This is a genomic window from Brevibacillus sp. DP1.3A (assembly GCF_013284245.2).
GTDB lineage: Bacteria > Bacillota > Bacilli > Brevibacillales > Brevibacillaceae > Brevibacillus.
The window spans coordinates 5,044,219-5,060,420 of the sequence record NZ_CP085876.1; the positions used below are offsets into that span (position 1 = coordinate 5,044,219).

The following is a 16,202-nucleotide window of genomic DNA, read 5'->3' on the forward strand; positions in this document are numbered from 1 at the left end:
CATGTTTGTTTACATTATCCGTCGCCTGCTGCAGATGATTCCCGTCCTGCTCGGTGTCATTCTGGTCGTGTTTTTGATCATGCAAATGGTTCCTGGCGACCCGGCGGTATTGCTTGCTGGTGAAGGCGCTTCTGAAGAAACGATTGCAAAAATGCGTACACAGCTCGGCTTGGATCAGCCGGTCATGGTTCAATACGTGCAATATGTCGCCAGCGTGTTCCAAGGCGATCTAGGTACATCACTTCGCTCCAATCTTCCCGTGTGGGATGAGATCATGGCTCGCCTGCCTGCTACCATCGAGCTCGCCGTTGCCAGTATTTTTGTAACGGTTGTACTCGGAATGATCGCAGGGATCATCTCTGCTACCAAGCAATACTCTGCTGCTGATATCACGATCATGGTTATTGCCTTGCTCGGTGTATCCTTGCCAAGCTTTTGGCTCGGCTTGAGTTTGATCTACACGTTCTCCGTCAAGTTGCAACTCTTCCCGGTCGCAGGCTGGGGCACTTGGAAGCACATGATTTTGCCAGCGATCACACTCGGTACCGCTGGGGCTGCCATCGTTGCTCGTATGACTCGCTCCAGTATGCTCGACGTCGTACGTCAAGACTACATCCGCACTGCGAAAGCAAAAGGCTTGCGTGAAACAGTCATCATTTACAAGCATGCTTTGAAAAACGCGTTGATCCCGATTATTACCGTCGTTGGCTTGCAGTTCGGTTTCCTTTTGGGTGGTACGGTTCTCGTAGAATCTGTATTTGCCATCAACGGCTTGGGTCGTCTGATCGTCGATGCGATCCGCATGCGTGATTTACCTGTCGTACAAGGCGGCGTATTAATCGCTTCCATTATCTTCGTGTTCGTGAACCTGCTCGTCGATGTATTGTATCGCTACTTCAATAAACGAATTGATCTGAACTAAGGAGGGATCACCATGCCGGAACAACAAGATATCATCCTGGACGTTCGCAATCTGCAAACGCATTTTTTCACAGAAGATGGCGTCAGTAAAGCAGTGGACGGCGTTGATTTCTCTCTAAATAGAGGAGAGACACTAGGTCTGGTAGGAGAATCGGGCTGTGGAAAAAGTATCACTTCCCTCTCGATCCTGCGTTTGATTGCCAGCCCTCCGGGAAAAATTGTAGGAGGAGAAATCCTTTTCAAAGGGCAAGACCTCACAAAGAAATCCGAGTCAGCCATGCGCTCGATCCGCGGCAACGAGATTTCAATGATTTTCCAAGAACCAATGACCTCGCTTAATCCGGTTTATTCGGTTGGGGAACAAATCGCAGAGGTATTGCGTCTGCACCAAAACATGGGACGTAGGGAAGCGTGGGACAAAGCAGTCGACATGCTGCGTTTGGTCGGTATTCCTTCCCCAGAAAAACGCGCGACTCAAGAGCCACATGAATTGTCTGGTGGTATGCGCCAACGCGTCATGATCGCGATGGCTCTCGCCTGCCGCCCGGAAATTTTGATCGCGGATGAACCGACGACGGCTTTGGACGTTACCATTCAGGCTCAGATTCTCGAGCTGATGAAAAAGCTACAAGTCGAAATGGGCATGAGCATTATCATGATTACTCACGATCTTGGCGTCGTTGCTGAAACATGCGATCGCGTTGCGGTCATGTACGCAGGAAAAGTCGTGGAGTACACGACTGCACAAAATCTGTTCGCGAATCCACGCCATCCCTATACAGTAGGGCTGATGAACTCCCTCCCCCGTCTGGATGAGGACGTGGAAGAGCTGCAAGCGATTAAAGGGAACGTTCCAAGTCCGTTCAACATGCCAGTTGGATGCCGATTCGCTCCACGTTGCCCGCATGCAACAGAGCTGTGCAATACGAAGCTTCCTGAGCTCTTGGAGTATGCAGACGGAAGCAAAGTACGCTGCTGGATGTATACGTCAGAGTGGGACGGCGACACCAAGACTGCTACGGAAGTGGGGGTATGACCATGATGACGACACAAACGAATCCAACAAAAAAACCACTGCTCGAAGTTAAAAATCTCAAGCAGCACTTCCCGATCAAAGGCGGCATTTTAGGCCGTACCGTCAACCATGTAAAAGCCGTGGATGACATCAGCTTCACGATCCATGAAGGAGAAACACTGAGTATTGTAGGCGAATCCGGTTGTGGCAAATCCACTACCGGTCGTGCCATCCTCCGTCTAGATGAACCGACGAGCGGAACGGTATTATTCGAAGGACAAGATCTGCTGGCGATGTCCAAGAAGCAAATGCGCGACATGCGCAAGCATTTGCAAGTCATTTTCCAGGACCCATTTGCTTCGCTCAACCCGCGCCAATCTGTATCCGCTATTCTCGGGGAAGCGTTGGCGATCCAAAATATCGTACCTGCGCATCAACGCCGCGAGCGCATTATCGAGCTGCTCGGCTATGTAGGCTTGCGTCCGGATCAAATTGACCGATTCCCGCACGAGTTCAGCGGTGGACAACGCCAACGGATCGGGATTGCCCGTGCCCTCGCGATGCAACCAAAGCTGATCATTTGTGACGAAGCCGTATCGGCACTCGACGTATCCATTCAGGCTCAAGTGCTGAATCTCCTGAAATCGTTGCAAAGACAGTTCAAGCTGACGTATTTGTTCATCTCCCATGACCTCGGCGTCGTTCGTCACATCTCGGATCGCGTCATGGTGATGTACCTCGGTAAAGTGGTAGAGATCGCGGATAAAAAGTCGCTGTTCGACAACCCGCAGCATCCTTACACACAGGCACTCTTGTCTGCGATCCCGGTGCCAGACGTTAACAAAAAGCAGGAGCGAATCATTCTGCGCGGAGATGTACCTTCTCCCATCAATCCTCCGCAGGGCTGCCGCTTCCATACGCGTTGCCCGTATGCGATTGATCGCTGCAAAACAGAAGTACCTGGCTTGACCAGCCTGCACGACACGCATCAAGTCGCCTGCCACATCATCCAAGTCTAGTAATAGAGAGATTAAAATTTTCTAAAAACGCAAGCGATAACGAAGCAGCATGATATGATGGTAACTGCAAAATCTATCCATACAGAAGGGATCTCATGATAAGCTTCGAAGGTTTCACATTGCTCATTCTACTGTTTATTTTGGCTCCTATTATAGGAGCTATTGCTTTATTGTTTCTGTTCATTTTCGAGAAGCGGATTGATCTGTTAGAAAACAAGAATCTGAAGATCGAGCTGGAAAAAGAGCTACAGCAAGCGCTCTACAATCAGTTGAATCAACAAATCCAGCCTCACTTCTTGTTTAATACGTTAAATGTCATTCTGAGTCTGGCGCGATTGAACCGAACGAAGGAACTGGTGAGAGCGCTCGAAGTCCTCTCCCAGTTTCTCAAATTTAAATACAAATCCACTGAGCCGTTGATTTCATTGGCGCGGGAGATTACGTACACGGAACAATATTTGGAGATTCAAAAGCTGCGTTTCGGCAATCGGCTCCGGATTCAGCTAGATTGTGCAGAGGATCTCTTACAAGCATCGATTCCGCCATTCGTCTTGCAAACGCTCGTGGAAAACGCATTTAAGCATGGATTGGAACGAAAAATGGGCGAAGCTACCTTAGACATCCACATAAGCCGAAAAGATGACGATGTCCTGCTTACGGTCATCGACAACGGTTCTTCCGGACTCACAACATTCCAGAATGAAAGTGAGATCGAAACTGAACAGCCACATGAGGAGAGCGGTCACGGGTTAGACAACATCCGCAGGCGGCTCCACCTTTGTTTTGGTGATCATGCACATCTGGAGCTTGCTCCGATATCTGAGGGAGGAACTCTTGTGTCTGTCAGGTGGCCCTGTACGTATGAACAAATCGATCTGAGGTGAGAAGATGAACGTACTACTCGTGGATGACGAACCGTTGGAGCTGGACCAACTCGAGTATTTGATTCAGCCCATGTTCCCCTTGTGGAAATTCTACAAGGCCGCAGATGGCAGTCAAGCCATGGCGATCAGCCAGAAGGTTCCTCTTCATCTCGCCTTTCTGGACATTAATCTTCCGGGGAAATCCGGGCTGGTGCTTGGCGAAGAGCTGAGAGCCCAGCACAAAGACATCGAGCTCATCATTGTCACGGCTTATCAAGATTTCCATTATGCCAAGCAATCGATCCGTCTCGGTGTCGTGGATTACATCACGAAGCCCGTCATTGAGAGCGAGCTGGTCGACATTCTGAAAAAATATCAGAAGAGCCCTGCCCTCTCCGCTTACACCCGAATTATTTCCGATGCGATGAACATCATTCATCAAAAATTCGCGGAGAAGCTGAATTTGGCTGATCTTGCCGCAGAAGTCCATATCAATCCTACCTATTTGAGCCGCCGTTTTCATGAAGAAGTAGGCGTCTCATTCTCTGAGTATTTAATGCAGTACCGCATTCAAATGTCGAAGAAGTTCCTGATCGCTCATCCTGATTGGAGCATATCGACGGTTGCCGAGCGAACTGGCTTCAACAGCCAACACTATTTCAGCACCATTTTTCGCAAGGTAGTGGGGAAAACCCCGAAAGAATACCGGGACAAGGGGAATGTATCTTGACCTACTTATCGTTTCGCGAATACATGGTAGGTGCAGCAAAGATCGGCATTGGGCTTGGGGTCGTCTCGATCCTCGCCCGCTGGGTGACCGGAAACACGATCTTCGGTTCACCGGAAGCACTCGTCAAATACGGGATATTTGGCGGGATCGGCTTCGCTTTGATGGGAGCATTTGCCCTCAGTATGTTTGGACTGCTTGGGCGTAAGGTCCGCCGTGAGTTATCAGAAGGGATGACCATCGGGGATTACATGCGGGACAAGCTGCATCCTTTTGGTTACTGGTTGATGATCATCATCCTTTTGATTACCACGATTGAAGCGATGTTCGTCCAGGGAATGGCTGGGGGCGTATTGCTGAACATCTTGTTTGGCTTACCGATCCCGCTCGGCTTGCTCTGTTTTTTTGGATTTTGTGTGCTGTTTGCAGGCATCGGAGGTATCCGCTCGATCCATCGTTTTGCCATCGTGCAAATTGTCATTACGTTTGCGGCCATCATCCTGATTCCCGTCTACTTTTTCGTTGGAAAAGGGGTCGAGCACGTCTATAACGGACTGCGCCTTTACCATCCTTACCTTCTGGTGCTCAACAACAACGAGGGTCTTTTTTTTATCATTACCGGGCTGTTAATTGGGTTTGGTCAAGTGTTTGTCGATCAGGCATCGTGGCAGCGGCTCTATATGATGGAAGAGAAAAAGATCGTCCCTACCTTTCTGGTGTCCGGACTCATTTTTGCCACCGTACCACTGGCGTTTTCCTCGCTGATCATCATCGTTCTTTTTACGGGCGGCTTTGATGATATTTACTCGCTGTTGTTTGATCTCGTACGCAAGATTGACACGATGATATTGCTTGTATTATTTGTCCTCTGTGCCTTTGGTGCGATCATGTCCGCTTTTGGTGCAGGTCTTCATTCTATGATCAGTCTGATGGTCAACAACGTCTATCAACTGTTCCGCCCAGACTCTTCTGAACGGCAAAAAATCCGTTTGGGCTACATCCTTGCCATTGCCATCGGCGCGCTTTCGTATGGTTTGACGATCTACTTTCAGCCGACCTTGCTGGATTTGCTGTTCTTCTTTGGCATTATTTATGCCTCGCTGTTTTTGCCTGTCGTCGTCATCGTGTTGACGAAGGGGAAGGCACCTACTTTCATTTTGATCAGCGCAGTAATGGGATTCGTCGCAGGCTATAGCAGCCGGATGTACGTCGATCCGATGATGGCAATCTGGATTGCCTCCTTATGTACAGCTCTGGTCTTAACGGCCTACTTGTCCATGACCTGGCTATGGAAACGGTACATCCGAACGCCGGATCACACTCGCTGACCCACAGGAAGGAACGAATCCTATGCTACGCTCCTACTTGCTACTCATTTTTTGCGTAACCGCTTGGGGCAGCAATTTCGTCTTCGGGAAAATGCTCGTCGCCGAGTTTTCTCCGCTCTTTTTGTCGGCTATGCGTCTCTTGTTTATCGTGTTGTTTCTGCTCATTTGGTCCAGAAGGCGTCTAAAAATGCCAAAGCTCTCTCGTACGGACTGGCTCTTGCTCGCGGTACTGGGAGTTGTCGGCGTATTCATCAACCAGTGGTCCTTCTATAAAGGTCTCGTTACAGCTGATCCGACCACCTCTGCCCTGATCCTGGCGCTGACGCCGATTACAACGGCTCTCTTGGCTGCCTTGTTCTTGAAAGAATCGCTGACTGGCCGCATGGCAATCGGTTCGGTGATCGGAACATCAGGCGTTTTATTCGTCATTTATACAGGGGCAGAGCTGCATTTTGATGTCGGTATCCTCTGGATTGTATTGACGATGCTGACGTTCGCTACCTCGATCATACTCGTCAGGTTGTTGGGACATCGACTCCCTCCACTCGTGACGACACTCGTATCCAATTTGATCGGCTTCGGATCGATGCTGCCTTTTGTTCTGATCAGCATTCCTGCGGCCACGGTAAGCACCAGCCTCTCATCCTGGCTTCTCTTGTTTGTCACCGCTGTCGTCATGCACGGCATTGTGACCCTAATCTGGAACAGTCAACTACAGAAGGTGGGCGCTGCCAAAGCCGCGATGTTTGCCAATCTGGAACCTTTTATTGCCATGCTTTTTGGCTTATTATTGCTGGCAAAGCCTGTAACAGCTGTACAATTTTTCGGTGCGATTCTCATCATCGCTGGGGTGTCCTTGACCACAACTTCCAAGGAGCCGCGTGAAAAGAAGAAGCTCTCCTCGTTTTCATCCTGAGCAAAGCAGTTCGCCGCACTTTTCATACTAAAACAGTCGGAATTGTAGTTGAGAAGTACAATTTCGTTGCTTTATACTAGAAGAAAGCGGGCGAGTCTGTACCGTTACATCGTGATAAGAGGAGGGGACAGTCCATGTCTACCGTAAAACTATCCCAGTGGGAAACGATGCTGTTAGAGGCAGCCCGTGCCCATGGATTCGTCGAGGAAGAAATCATCCACAAGCTGAGAACAGGTGACCCTGCGCCTTTTTCGGACGTGGAGGGCGGTAAATACGATTACACCCATCTCTTTGAGCTGTCCAAAAATGATCCCTCTACGCTGGAAGCTGCGATTCGAGAAGGCTACCAGATCAAGTTCACCACTTTTAACGGGATCAAATTTTTGCTGAACAAACGCTACAACATCCAAGCGGAGCGTGACTATCAAGTCGAGGAAACAGCGCTGCACCACGTTCGCTTACCAGACGATGCACTGGCGTGGATGCGCAGGACAATCTCCCCTAACTGGCGAATTGTTGAACTAGAAAAGCTCGCAGACACCAAAGAAACGCTTGTCAGATTTCAACTGGCAGCATCGTAAATACAAAAAAGCACTTTCCTTAGGGGAGAGTGCTCTTTTTTCGAAATGCGGGGTATTGGAAGGAGAATCATGATGACAACGCAAGCGTATATCCAACACATTCAAGCAACGTATCCAGAATTGACCATCACTTCCGCCTACTTTAACGAAATGGGTCAAAACAATGATGTGCTCATTGTCAATGACGCGTACGTGTTTCGCTTCCCGAAATATACCGCCGGAATCGAGCAACTGAAGGTCGAAACGAACATTTTACGTACGGTAAAATCATATCTCTCCCTGCCGATTCCAGCTCCGATCTATTTGTCCTTTGCTGAGGAACTACCTGGGAAGGTGTTTGCCGGATATCCGCTACTCGAAGGTGAGCCTTTTACCCGAGAAGCTTTTCAAGCAGCCTCTCGTCAAAACTCGGTACCGACTGTCGCTGCCCAGCTGGCACAATTTCTTCATGAACTACACCAGCTTCCCGTCTCCTCCTTGCTCCCGGAGCTTATCCCTGGCGATTTTGACATGGCCAAGCAGTTGACTGAGCTGTATGAACAGATTGTATCGCAATTGTTCCCAGCCATGCGTGAGCAAGCGAAAAAGGATGTAGCAGAGCGGTTCGAATCGTATCTGGCTGACCCTGCCCACTTTGATTTTCAGCCTTGCTTGACTCACGGAGATTTCGGCACAGGGAATATCTTGTACTCCCCGGCAAAACAACGCATCACAGGCATCATCGACTTTGGCGGCTCGGGTGTGGGCGATCCGGCATACGACCTCGCAGGACTCTGCGCAAGCTACGGGGAACCGTTTTTGCAGCATTTCACTCCGGTGTACCCCCAGCTTGAGCAGGTGATGACAAGGATGAGATTTTACCGCAGTACATTTGCCTTGGAGGAAGCGCTGTTCGGTTTGGAAAAAGATGATGAGACAGCGTACCAAGCCGGCATGCGGGACTACATCTAGCCTTTTACGGCACCCTGCGTGAGCCCTTCCACCAAGTACTTTTGGCAAAAGGCAAACAGCAGCATCGTCGGGATGACTGACAGCACCGTAGCTGCCGACATCGCTCCCCACTCGATATCGTACTTTTTGATGAAGGCATTCATCGCGACGGGAATCGTTTTGACCGACTCTTCATCAATGAACAGAACTGCCATAATCAGCTCGTTCCAGCATTGCACAAAGGCGAAAATAAACGTGGCCGCAATTCCGGGGAGCATGATCGGCACGATGACGCGAAACAGGGCGCTCAACCGGGAACAGCCGTCCATCATCGCTGCTTCCTCCAAGGCGTTGGGTATCCGTTGAAAAAAGCCAGACATGATGATCGTACAAAATGGAATCAGCATGACCGTGTAGATGAGCATCAACGAAAACAGGCTGTTTAAGATGTGCATCTTGGACATCATCATGTACAACGGCGCCATGCCAATGAACATCGGGATCATTTGGGTGACGAGAAATCCGAACATCACCTGCCGCTTCCCTTGAAACGAAAAGCGGGCCAACACGTAACCGCCGAGCATCGAGATGAACACGACCATAGCCGAAGCGACCAAGGAAACGAGAAAGCTGTTCCAGATATATACCTGAAAGTGGGAAATCTGAAAGATCTCCAAGTAGTTGATCAGTGTCACCTGTTCCGGCCAATATTGAATCGGGAGCGAAAAGATTTCCTTTTGACCTTTGAGCGACGTAATGATAATCCAATACAGCGGGAAAATCGCGAACGCAAGAAACAAGGTCAATACAATCGCTCTACCAGTCCTCCACCCTAGATGTTCACGGTGCATCAGAAGTCCCCTCCCTTCTCTACTTTGGTCGCTTTCACGTAAAAGATCGTGAATAACATCAAAATCAGCACGATGATGACACCCACTGCCGAGGCTTGCCCGTAGTCTTGTCCAAAGATGACTTTATCGATCATGTAGGTAGCGAATATATGCGTGGAGCCTGCAGGAGCTCCATTTGTCATCGCGTAAATAATGTCCGGGAAGTTGAGAATCCAGATCACCCGCAACAGGATCGTCACCAGCATCGTAGGCATGATATACGGCAGCGTCACTCTCCAAAACTGCTGAATCCGTCCCGCTCCGTCCATCGCTGCTGCTTCGTACAGCTCCTCAGGAATCGATTGCAGGGCTGCCAGGATCATGATGGCAAAAAACGCGACGCCATACCATATATTCGCGATAATGACAGCAGCCATCGCCCAAGCGCCATCCGCCAAAAAGGAGATCGGCGCATCAATCAGGCCCGTTTTCAAGAGCAAATCGTTAATGACGCCAAACTGGGCATTGAACATCCACCGCCAAATCAACCCAATCAGAAAGCCGGACATCGCCCACGGGAAAAAGACAAATGCCTGATAAATCCCTCTCCCGCGAAATTTTTTACGCATCAAGAGGGCCAGCATGAAGCCAAACAGCAATTGAAAGACAAGGGAGAAAAACACCCAGTAAAAGCTGTTCATGGCAACTCGCGGGAAGTCTGGGCTTGTCAATACGTTCACAAAGTTGTCCAGCCCGATGAACTGAATATTCATCAAGTCAAAGAGCGTGTAGTTCTGAAAAGACATGATGATTCCACGCACGAGTGGATAATACGTAAAGACCGAAACAAACAAAAGGGCGGGCAACAAGCACAAAAATATAAAGCGACCTTCTTTGGAGATCTGGAACGATTTCTTCCCTTCCGGCACAACCTGCTTCGTCGTCATGACGATGGGTTTTTGTGTGTCCAAGCTACCATCCCCCCACGTCTACTTTCGCTCGTCTTTTTCTTTCGTCCAGTATTGATCCCATTTTTTCAACAGGTCCTCTGCGGTGAGCTGATCGAGCAAAAAGCTTTGAATATCTTTATCCGCCGTGCTTTGCCAAGCTCCCCAGCCTTTGTAATCCACAGGACGTGAAACATCGAGGAACTTCGTTGGCTGCTGGCTCATCTCAATAAACGGCTGGAAGTAACCTGACTTGTAAAACTCATCTTCTGCCGCGCTCTTCACGACAGGAATCGTGGAAGTCTTTTTCGCAAAATGAGTGCTCTGTTCAGGATCAGAGAGGAATTCAATCAGCTTCCACGCCTCTTCCTTGTGCTTCGAGTACGAAGCCATCCCCCAGCCTGGTCCACCGACTACTTGTTGCGCGACACCTGAAGGACCAATCGGAATCGGAGCGGTCGCCCACGTCCCTTCCTGCATCTTCTCCTTGGCTCCATCGATGACGTCAGGGTCTTGAATCAGCATGGCAGTCGAACCCGCTACAAAGCCCTGTACCATCTCCTGAAAGCCCCAGCTCACCGAATCTTTTGGTGAGGCTTCCTTGTAAAGCTGTTTATAATACTGCATCGCTTCCAGTGATTGTGGCGTGGAGAAGAGCGTGCGTCCATCCTTCATGAAAAAGGCTGAGTCAGGGTCGACCTCTGTCCCGTTATAGGCCCACATGGTGATCAACGCATAATCCCACCCAGTCGCACCTCCCCGGAAGCTGTACCCGTAGCGGTTTTTGGCTGGGTCCGTCAGCTTTTTAGCTGCGACCAAGAGCTCATCCCACGTCTTCGGCACCTCGATCCCTGCTTCCTTAAACCAATCCGTCCGATAATACAAGACGCGCTGGTATAGTCCATTCGGAATGTAATAAGGAGTTTTGTCCACCCAAGTGGCTCGACGTTTGGCGACATCGGTCAGCTGATCGTAATTCTGCCATTTGTCTGTGTAGGGCTTCAAATTTTCAATAAAGCCGTTCATCGAAAACTGCTTGGCATTAAATTCGCGAACCTCTAGTACGTCCAGCTCTTCTTTTGCCATCAGCATCTGTGTGATCTTCTGATCCGCTCCTTCAAATGGAGGTGAAATCAGATCGACTTTGATCCCCGGATTCTTCGCTTCAAACTGGGCTAGCATTTCTTTTAACAGCGCAGTTCGTTGTGGGCTAGTAATGCTCTCGACCATTTTTAGCGTGACGCCATTCGTACCTGACGACGATGCTGAGTCAGGAGTGGCCGTCGGCTGACTACAGCCTACAAGCAATGCTGTCGCCATCGTTAATTGGAGCGCCACAGAAATCCAGGAACGAAATCCCATACACGAACCCCCTCATGATCTTTTTGTAAGACAGTTCGTATTATATTAAATATTCTGAATTATGAGTTTTAATATTTTTACCAGTTTTTTCGTTTTCTTTACTCTTTTTTCAGTGAGGCTTTCCCGGCACTCTTTTATTTGACTAACTGGAATAAATAAGTTAGCATTTTATATGCTACAGCATGTATACGAAGGAGTTTGGATTCTTTATGGAATTATTCAATCTGACTGGATTTCTTCTTCACCGTACAGATATGAAAATGACGAACTATTTTAAGAAGAGGTTAAAACAATTTGAGATCACGCCAGAGCAATGGGGAATTCTTAGTGTAATGGAAGGAGAAAGAGCGATAACACAAAAAGAACTTTCAGATGCTATTGACCGCGATCAAACCACAGTCGTCAGAATGATTTACTCGCTTGAAAAAAAGGGAATCGTCATTCGCACTTTAAATGACGCGGATAAACGCTCTCATAACTTGTTGCTGAGTGACAAAGGGATGGAGCTAAAATCAAAGCTTCTACCCGTTGTTACCGAAGCGCATAACCATGTAACGCAAAACCTTACCGATGTAGAGATTGCAGAATTGCATGCATTGCTCGACAAACTATACCAAGTAGTAAAAGATGAATAAATGGAGATGCAGATACTTTCTCCATCAAATACATGCTATAGCATATATTCAATTTGATACGGAATAACGAAAGTGAGGAAGCCGTCATGATCTTAATCGTTTTGCAAGTCATTGTTGCGATCTTCTTTATGTTTACAGGTACAAAAATTATTTCCGGTAAAATGGCGAATGAGTTTGATCGATTTGGACTCCCTCCCATCTTTAACTTCTTAACTGGCTTTATTGAAATCATCAGTTCCATTGGCTTGATTATTGGAATATGGTTTTCGATCGCTGCGTTACTATCAGGATTACTTTTAGGCGTGACCATGTTGGTAGCTGCCTTCATCCTACTCGTGATTGCTAGAGATCCTTTTCCGAAAGCAATACCGGCGCTTCTTCTTTCCTTTCTGTCCTTTTTAATCTCAACGTATCATTTTTAGTCTAGGCAGGGGAATCTCAACCAAACTAAGGATACAGTCATAACAGCGGCGAGTCCAAGACATTATTATCATGTCTTAGGTCGCCGCCGTTTCATTTATTGAGTCAGTCTAGGACTTGTTTTCATTCCTACAAAGCATTCTCAGCCCCATGAGGACTGCCCATGCTTGCTGCTGTTCTTTGAAAAAGAAGCGGAGCGGTTGACCGTTTTGTACATCGATCAGCGTATCGTGGCTGCTGGCCCGTAACTCGTACTCCATACCAGCTACCTCTGCAACAGGAGCTTCGTCTCGAAGGAAGAGTCGCAATCTTCCGCCTTCCCCTGACGCGTACGTCCCGACGAGCTTCTCTAGCTCTTCTCTCGTTGGCGTATAGAGCGGAGCTTCGTCTTCTTTGTGTGCAAGCGGCAAACCAAGGGCAGCATTCACAGCAGCCAGCCATACGCCCCGGATCGGCACGTTTTCCAGGTTGGAAAGAACGGTGACGACTAGACCTTTTTCTGGTACAAACCCGAAGTTCGACGACACCCCTGGCTGACCGCCCCCATGCTCAACTAGCGTTATTCCTGCATAATTGGGGGTTGTTTTGAGCGCATAGCCATACCAGGCGTCTTTTGTCAGTCGATAAACCGGCTGCCACATGGCTCTAAGCGAGGCTCCATCTGCTACCTGCTTCTCTTTATAGCGACCGGCATTGATATAGAGCTGACCGTATTTCAGCAAATCAACGACATTGGAGCGAATGCCTCCCCCCACTTCATAATTGCCAAGCGTGGGCCACGGCACCTTTTTTAGTTGCTGCTCCTCCCCTTTTACATAAGGGACGGAGACATCGGAAAAGCGAGCGACTTCTTCCAGGTTATAGGTCGAGCGATTCATTTCGAGCGGCGCTAGCAGGCGTTCTGTTACAGAGGTACGGTAGCGCTGCCCAGTGACACGCTCGATAATAGCTCCTAGCAGGAGAAACATGTCATTACTGTAACTGATATACTCCCCCGGCGCACCAAGGGGGACAAATTGGACTTCGTTCAAATAGGCAATATGCTCGGGGAGTCTCGTTAGTTCTTCACGGCGCAGCAGCGGTGGAACACCTGAAGTGTGAGAGAGCAAATGGTGAATTGTGATTTTGTCAGTATGTATGTCCCCCTTTACTTGTAAATCAGGCAAATAGCTGCGAATTGAGTCGTCAACTGTCAGCTTGCCTTCTGCCACTAGCTGCATGATGGCAGCAGCCGTAACTGATTTGGTAACCGAAGCAATACCGAAAATGGTCTCGGGTGTTACTGACTGGTTCGTCTCCAGATCGGTGACACCAAAGCCTTTTTGATAGATGGTCTCACCATCCCGGGAGATACCAACGGAGAGGCCCGGCACCTTTTCCTTCTCCATAAACTGCTGCACAAATGCTTCTAGAGCTGAAACGCTTGCGTGGTCCATTCCATTCCCCTGCCTTTGGCTATAAGATTCTAGTTAGCAAAAAGAGTGTTCCCAAAGCCATTCAACATGCCTTAGGAACACTCCTTTTCTACGTAATCTCATATTTTTTCATTTTATTGTACAACGTGCCCCGGGAAATCCCCAGCAGCTTCGCTGCCTTTGTGTAGTTATAGCGGCTGTCGTTCAATGCATCCACGATTTGCGTACGTTCATCATCTAGCGGCGTGGGCTGCAAAAGCCGTTTGCTGTCTTCCGTTGTCCCTGTTGACTCTTGGATCATATCCGGTATATGCCATGGGAAGATCCGGTCATCATCTGCAAAGACGACAGCATGCTCGATCGCATTTTTCAGCTCACGGACATTTCCTGGCCAATCGTACAATCGCAGTGCGTCCATCGTATCGGGCATTAAGCGGTATGCAAATGATCCGTGTCTGTGAGCGCCCAAAAAGTGTTCGGCCATCGGGACGATGTCTTCTTTTCGCTCGCGCAGTGGTGGGACTTTTAGTTCTATCGAATTCAATCGGTAGTAGAGATCCAAACGGAATTGTCCGGCGTCAGCCATTCTTTTCAGATCCTTATTGCTGGCAGCAACGATCCGAATGTCCAAAGGACGAGCCTTGTATTCTCCGATGCGGGTCACTTGCTTCTCCTGCAATACGCGCAGCAGCATCGCCTGAATCGGCAGTGGGAGCTCCGCGATTTCATCCAGGAACAAGGTGCCCCCGTCCGCAACTTCAAACAGCCCCACTTTCCCTTCCTTCAAGCCGCCCGTAAACGTCCCCGGCGCATAGCCAAACAATTCGCTCGCGACCAGATCATGGGCAAAAGCGGCGCAGTTTACCGCAACAAAAGGCTTATGTCTTCGCAAGCTATGGTCGTGAATGTACTGGGATAGTACTTCTTTCCCTGTTCCGCTTTCCCCGATTAAGAGCACAGACATATTACGCCCAGCGACCTTGTCCAATTTTTGCAGCAAACCAAGCCACTGTGGTGACTCTCCCACCATTTCTTTCGTAGTTCCCTTGATAGCCAGTCCACGGTTTTGGGATGGATTGTCAGCAATTTCAACGATTTTCGCAGAACGCGCAGGTTGGCGGCGCATTTGAATAAGCGCACCGATCATCCGATTTTTGTAGTACACGAGCTGAAGTCTGCCTGTAGCAGGATCGGGAGAAAAAGGCAAAGGCCGCTCAGCCGGAACGATTGTGGATAACAAGGAAAGGTCGGATTGCTCCTGACAAGATTGGAAGAAGCGCTGCCAGTCGAATCTGTTACACCACTCCTGCTGGTCGCTCGTAGTCGGATCATTGCTCCGTACGATCTGCCCCTCCAAATCAATGGCCACCAGTAAATCATTGGTAATGGACAGCTCTTTTTCTAAAAACGTATTTTCGAGATACAGCCGATGAATTTGAAGCTGATTGAAAATCTCCATCTCCATGCTTTTCGCAACCGTTTGTGTTAAGACCAAGGCATGGGCAGGAAAGTCTTCTGCAAAGCTCGTCAAATCCAATACGCCAATCACCTGTTTCGTGATCGGATGAAAAATCGGCACACCCGCGCAGGAAATGTTTTGCCAGCTCTCACAAAAGTGTTGTGCATCATGGATGACGACTGGCTGCCCCGCCACGAGGGTGGTGCCGAACGCAGTCGTTCCGCATAGCTCCTCGCTCCACACTCCGCCTGGAACTGCATTGAAGCTGGTTAACAGCTCCATCAATTGGTGGTCGGCATTGACATGGAGTAATCTCGCTTTATGATCTGCAAGCATGATGGAGTATTTTGTATGAATGAAAGATTGGATCTTTGGGATAATCGATTGATATGCATGGTATAACAAGCTGGATTCCTGTAGTATGTGGACATCCATTTGGTTGAGTACTTCAGGCGTTTTTCGCAAATTCGGATCTATTTTATAGGACAGGCTCCTGCTCCACGACTCTGAAATACTGACGGGAACATCAGCCTTCACTTGTCCAGCAGAGAGAAACGTCTCTCTGGCATTCATCCGATTTTTGTACATAGCCTACCCTCCCATCTAGTTATCTCTCCTTCTTTTATTATACCTCTATACCGTATGGCATTCTACAGCTGTTGCCAGTAATGAGCTTCAAAGACCTGCAAGACCCTGGTCCAGACTTTAGTGGTGAAGAGAAAAAAGAAGAAAACGCTCAAGTTCTTGGTCTACCTGCCGTGAGGCAGTTCTGCCCAGCTCCATGGAAAAAACGAAACCCGCGTCCAAAGTCGCGCATCTAAGGAGCGTCTCAGA

Annotated in this window: 16 protein-coding genes; 11 read left to right on the top strand and 5 right to left on the bottom strand. The window is 48.8% G+C overall.

Annotation, left to right across the window (positions count from 1 at the left end):
* The first annotated feature begins 1 nt into the window (after position 1).
* The 9 genes from nikB to HP399_RS23105 all read left to right on the top strand — a co-directional run bounded on the left by nikB (position 2) and on the right by HP399_RS23105 (position 8,321).
* Positions 2–922, top strand: coding sequence for a nickel ABC transporter permease (gene nikB / locus HP399_RS23065; protein WP_173619163.1), 921 nt, complete (start codon positions 2–4; stop codon positions 920–922).
* A 12-nt stretch (positions 923–934) separates the two neighbouring features.
* Complete coding sequence (locus HP399_RS23070) at positions 935–1,957, top strand: ABC transporter ATP-binding protein (protein ID WP_173619164.1); 1,023 nt, start codon at positions 935–937, stop codon at positions 1,955–1,957.
* Between the two features lie 2 nt (positions 1,958–1,959).
* Positions 1,960–2,955, top strand: a complete 996-nt coding sequence (locus HP399_RS23075) for an ABC transporter ATP-binding protein (protein WP_228088325.1) — start codon at positions 1,960–1,962, stop codon at positions 2,953–2,955.
* Positions 2,956–3,050: 95 nt separating this feature from the next.
* Positions 3,051–3,839 carry a sensor histidine kinase gene (locus HP399_RS23080; RefSeq protein ID WP_173619165.1) on the top strand — a complete coding sequence of 263 codons (789 nt, stop codon included), beginning with the start codon at positions 3,051–3,053 and terminating at the stop codon, positions 3,837–3,839.
* A gap of 4 nt (positions 3,840–3,843) precedes the next feature.
* Complete coding sequence (locus HP399_RS23085) at positions 3,844–4,548, top strand: response regulator transcription factor (RefSeq protein WP_173619166.1); 705 nt, start codon at positions 3,844–3,846, stop codon at positions 4,546–4,548.
* Entirely contained in the window at positions 4,545–5,873 is a 1,329-nt protein-coding gene (locus HP399_RS23090; RefSeq protein WP_173619167.1) for a sodium:solute symporter family transporter, read from the top strand. The genes HP399_RS23085 and HP399_RS23090 overlap by 4 nt, the downstream gene beginning before the upstream one ends.
* A 22-nt stretch (positions 5,874–5,895) precedes the next feature.
* Positions 5,896–6,789 (top strand): DMT family transporter, encoded by an 894-nt coding sequence (locus HP399_RS23095; RefSeq protein WP_173619168.1) that lies wholly within the window; start codon positions 5,896–5,898, stop codon positions 6,787–6,789.
* Between the two features lie 134 nt (positions 6,790–6,923).
* Positions 6,924–7,370, top strand: coding sequence for a hypothetical protein (locus HP399_RS23100; RefSeq protein ID WP_173619169.1), 447 nt, complete (start codon positions 6,924–6,926; stop codon positions 7,368–7,370).
* 72 nt (positions 7,371–7,442) lie between these two features.
* Entirely contained in the window at positions 7,443–8,321 is an 879-nt protein-coding gene (locus HP399_RS23105) for a phosphotransferase family protein (protein WP_173619266.1), read from the top strand.
* Here the strand turns inward: HP399_RS23105 and HP399_RS23110 are convergent.
* Genes HP399_RS23110 through HP399_RS23120 form a run of 3 tightly spaced genes read right to left on the bottom strand, consistent with a single transcriptional unit; the run spans position 8,318 to position 11,439 of the window.
* Positions 8,318–9,151, bottom strand: coding sequence for a carbohydrate ABC transporter permease (locus HP399_RS23110; RefSeq protein WP_173619170.1), 834 nt, complete (start codon positions 9,149–9,151; stop codon positions 8,318–8,320). The two genes, HP399_RS23105 and HP399_RS23110, sit on opposite strands and share 4 nt — an antisense overlap.
* A complete protein-coding gene (locus tag HP399_RS23115) occupies positions 9,151–10,101 on the bottom strand; it encodes a carbohydrate ABC transporter permease (RefSeq protein ID WP_173619171.1) in 951 nt (316 codons plus the stop codon). The genes HP399_RS23110 and HP399_RS23115 overlap by 1 nt, the downstream gene beginning before the upstream one ends.
* An 18-nt stretch (positions 10,102–10,119) precedes the next feature.
* Positions 10,120–11,439 carry an ABC transporter substrate-binding protein gene (locus HP399_RS23120; protein WP_173619172.1) on the bottom strand — a complete coding sequence of 440 codons (1,320 nt, stop codon included), beginning with the start codon at positions 11,437–11,439 and terminating at the stop codon, positions 10,120–10,122.
* A 209-nt stretch (positions 11,440–11,648) separates the two neighbouring features.
* Between HP399_RS23120 and HP399_RS23125 the strand changes: the two genes are divergently transcribed.
* Positions 11,649–12,074, top strand: coding sequence for a MarR family winged helix-turn-helix transcriptional regulator (locus HP399_RS23125; RefSeq protein ID WP_173619173.1), 426 nt, complete (start codon positions 11,649–11,651; stop codon positions 12,072–12,074).
* Between the two features lie 86 nt (positions 12,075–12,160).
* Positions 12,161–12,496, top strand: a complete 336-nt coding sequence (locus tag HP399_RS23130) for a DoxX family protein (RefSeq protein ID WP_173619174.1) — start codon at positions 12,161–12,163, stop codon at positions 12,494–12,496.
* Between the two features lie 108 nt (positions 12,497–12,604).
* Here the strand turns inward: HP399_RS23130 and HP399_RS23135 are convergent, their stop codons facing one another.
* On the bottom strand, positions 12,605–13,930 hold the full coding sequence (locus HP399_RS23135) for a serine hydrolase domain-containing protein (RefSeq protein ID WP_173619175.1): 1,326 nt from the start codon (positions 13,928–13,930) through the stop codon (positions 12,605–12,607).
* Positions 13,931–14,018: 88 nt separating this feature from the next.
* Entirely contained in the window at positions 14,019–15,956 is a 1,938-nt protein-coding gene (locus HP399_RS23140) for a sigma-54-dependent Fis family transcriptional regulator (RefSeq protein WP_173619176.1), read from the bottom strand.
* Between the last annotated feature and the right edge of the window lie 246 nt (positions 15,957–16,202).

Excerpts from the sequence above, each read along its gene's own strand:
- nikB (WP_173619163.1), top strand. The coding sequence starts at position 2 with ATGTTTGTTTACATTATCCGTCGCCTGCTGCAGATGATTCCCGTCCTG.
- HP399_RS23070 (WP_173619164.1), top strand. The coding sequence starts at position 935 with ATGCCGGAACAACAAGATATCATCCTGGACGTTCGCAATCTGCAAACG.
- HP399_RS23075 (WP_228088325.1), top strand. The coding sequence starts at position 1,960 with ATGATGACGACACAAACGAATCCAACAAAAAAACCACTGCTCGAAGTT.
- HP399_RS23080 (WP_173619165.1), top strand. The coding sequence starts at position 3,051 with ATGATAAGCTTCGAAGGTTTCACATTGCTCATTCTACTGTTTATTTTG.
- HP399_RS23085 (WP_173619166.1), top strand. The coding sequence starts at position 3,844 with ATGAACGTACTACTCGTGGATGACGAACCGTTGGAGCTGGACCAACTC.
- HP399_RS23095 (WP_173619168.1), top strand. The coding sequence starts at position 5,896 with ATGCTACGCTCCTACTTGCTACTCATTTTTTGCGTAACCGCTTGGGGC.
- HP399_RS23100 (WP_173619169.1), top strand. The coding sequence starts at position 6,924 with ATGTCTACCGTAAAACTATCCCAGTGGGAAACGATGCTGTTAGAGGCA.
- HP399_RS23105 (WP_173619266.1), top strand. The coding sequence starts at position 7,443 with ATGACAACGCAAGCGTATATCCAACACATTCAAGCAACGTATCCAGAA.
- HP399_RS23110 (WP_173619170.1), bottom strand. The coding sequence starts at position 9,151 with ATGCACCGTGAACATCTAGGGTGGAGGACTGGTAGAGCGATTGTATTG.
- HP399_RS23120 (WP_173619172.1), bottom strand. The coding sequence starts at position 11,439 with ATGGGATTTCGTTCCTGGATTTCTGTGGCGCTCCAATTAACGATGGCG.
- HP399_RS23125 (WP_173619173.1), top strand. The coding sequence starts at position 11,649 with ATGGAATTATTCAATCTGACTGGATTTCTTCTTCACCGTACAGATATG.
- HP399_RS23130 (WP_173619174.1), top strand. The coding sequence starts at position 12,161 with ATGATCTTAATCGTTTTGCAAGTCATTGTTGCGATCTTCTTTATGTTT.
- HP399_RS23135 (WP_173619175.1), bottom strand. The coding sequence starts at position 13,930 with ATGGACCACGCAAGCGTTTCAGCTCTAGAAGCATTTGTGCAGCAGTTT.
- HP399_RS23140 (WP_173619176.1), bottom strand. The coding sequence starts at position 15,956 with ATGTACAAAAATCGGATGAATGCCAGAGAGACGTTTCTCTCTGCTGGA.